The sequence below is a fragment of the Deferrisoma palaeochoriense genome (genome assembly GCF_054656955.1).
This window is the reverse complement of record NZ_BAAHXI010000138.1, coordinates 1-2,100: the sequence shown is the minus strand read 5'-3', so window position 1 is coordinate 2,100 and position 2,100 is coordinate 1. Positions and strand designations below refer to the sequence as shown.

The window sequence follows — 2,100 nt, the reverse complement described above, 5'->3', positions numbered from 1 at the left end:
GTACGTCCCCGCGTTGTAAATCCCCACAGGGCCAGCGGGGTTTCCCGGTTGCGTTCTCACCGCCCCGGGCACTGGGCCGCCACCGCCGGGTCGATGGCCTTGTCCCCGTAGGCCTTCTCGAAATGGCGCCGGAAATCCTCGGCCAGTTTCCGGGCCCGGGCCTCGTAGGCGGCTGGGTCGGCCCACGTGTTCTTGGGGACCAGGACCTCCGGGGGCACCCCGGGGCAGGCCGTGGGTACGGCCAGGTGGAACAGCGGATCCTCCTGGTAGGGCACGTCATCCAGGGCCCCGGACAGGGCCGCGTTCACCACGGCCCGGGTGAGGGCGATGTCCATCCGGCTCCCCTCGCCGTAGGGCCCCCCGCTCCATCCCGTGTTGACCAGGAACACCCTCGTGCCGTGGCGTTCGAGCTTCTCCCCCAACATCCGGGCGTAGTCCCCGGGGTTCCGCGGCATGAACGGCGCCCCGAAAAAGCGCGAAAACGTGCTCACCGGATCCACCACCCCGGTCTCGGTGCCCGCGAGCTTGCTCGTGTATCCCATGAGGAACCAGAACATCGCCCGGTTCTTGTCCAGCCGGGCCACCGGGGGCAGCACCCCGTTGGCGTCGGCCGTGAGAAAGAGGATCGTGTCGGGGTGGCCGCTGACCGGCGGGTCCTTGATGTTGGTGAGGAAGGAGAGGGGGTAGGCGGCTCGGGAGTTGGGGGTGAGCCGGTCGTCGTCCACGTCGAAGGTGCCGTCGGGGTAGACCATGAGGTTCTCCACGATGGCCCCGTGGTCGAGAGGGTCGGCCTCGTGGAACGTCGCGTGCCAGATCTCCGGCTCCTTGTCCTGGCGAAGGTTGATGAGCTTCGCGTAGCAGCCGTACTCGAAGTTGGCGATGCCGTTGTCGCTCCAGCCGTGCTCGTCGTCCCCCAGGAGCGCCCGGTCCGGATCGGCCGAAAGGGTGGTTTTTCCCGTGCCCGACAGCCCGAGCAGCAGGGCGCAGTCGCCGGCCTTACCCTCGTTGGCGGAGCAGTGGAGCGGCAGCACCCCCACCTCGGGCAGGAGGTAGTTCATCACGGTGAACATGAGCTTCTTGTTCGTGCCGCAGTACGCCGAGCCGTACACCAGCCCGAGCCGGCGCTCGAAGTCCATGACGATGGCCATGTCGGAGGTGCGGCCGTCCGGGAGCTTGCGGAGCCGGCCCTCGTACCTGGACGCGTCCACCTTGTCGTAGGGGAGGCTCAGGAGCAGGAACGGCCGGTCGGCGAAGGCGCTGCGGCCGATGTCCTCGGGAACCGGCCGGAACATGGTCCAGCTGAACAGGGCCGTGAGCGCCCGGGGCGTGACGGTGCGCACCGGAAGGGCGTAGGCGGGGTCGGCCCCCACGACCCGGTCGCACACGTACACCCGGTCCTTTGCGGCCAGCACCCGGCAGGCGTCGGCCCACAGGAGGTCGAAGGTCTCCGGGTCCATCGGGATGCAGTTCGGGGACGACCAGTCGATCGTGCCCTCGTTCTCGGGCCGGCGCACGATGTAGGTGTCCTTCGGGCTCCGGCCCGTGGACTCGGGCGGGGTCCAGGTGGCAAGCGCCCCGGTGGCGAGCGGGATGGCCTCGCGCCGCTCCAGGGCGTCGGCGATGAGCCGGCGCCGCTCGGGGTTCTCGAACACGGCGGAGGCGGTCTGAAGGGACCGGGAAAGTTGTTCGCGCGGATCCATGGCTACACCCTCGGAAAGGAAACGGAGACGAAACGGCCGGGCAGAGTCTAGGCAACCCGGTGTGTGAAAACAACCACGTTTTGCGCGTTGTGATCCCCTGGGGTTTCGGTATGCTAGAGGCCGACTGAAGCGGCGGCCCCCCGCCGGAGGTGACGGGGTCAAGAAGCCGCTGCCACACGCCGGGACCGGCGCGGAAGCTGGAACCCCTTTCCCGCGGCCTACCGGCCCGGCCGGAGGTTTCTTGAAAGCTCCCCAGGGCCCCTTTGGGGCCCCGCTACGCAGGACAGCAACGCGCGAGGCGCGGCCTGTTCGCAGAAACAATAACTTCCGCGTCGGCCACACGGTGAACCGTGGCCGTCTGGACCACAGGACCGGAGACCGCGAGACCGGCGACCGACGA

1 protein-coding gene is annotated in these 2,100 nt (G+C 68.9%); it reads right to left on the bottom strand.

Annotated elements, in window-relative coordinates:
• Positions 1–56: 56 nt before the first annotated feature.
• Positions 57–1,700 (bottom strand): phosphoenolpyruvate carboxykinase (ATP), encoded by a 1,644-nt coding sequence (locus tag ACYQ8L_RS18345; RefSeq protein ID WP_459943267.1) that lies wholly within the window; start codon positions 1,698–1,700, stop codon positions 57–59.
• Positions 1,701–2,100: the final 400 nt, after the last annotated feature.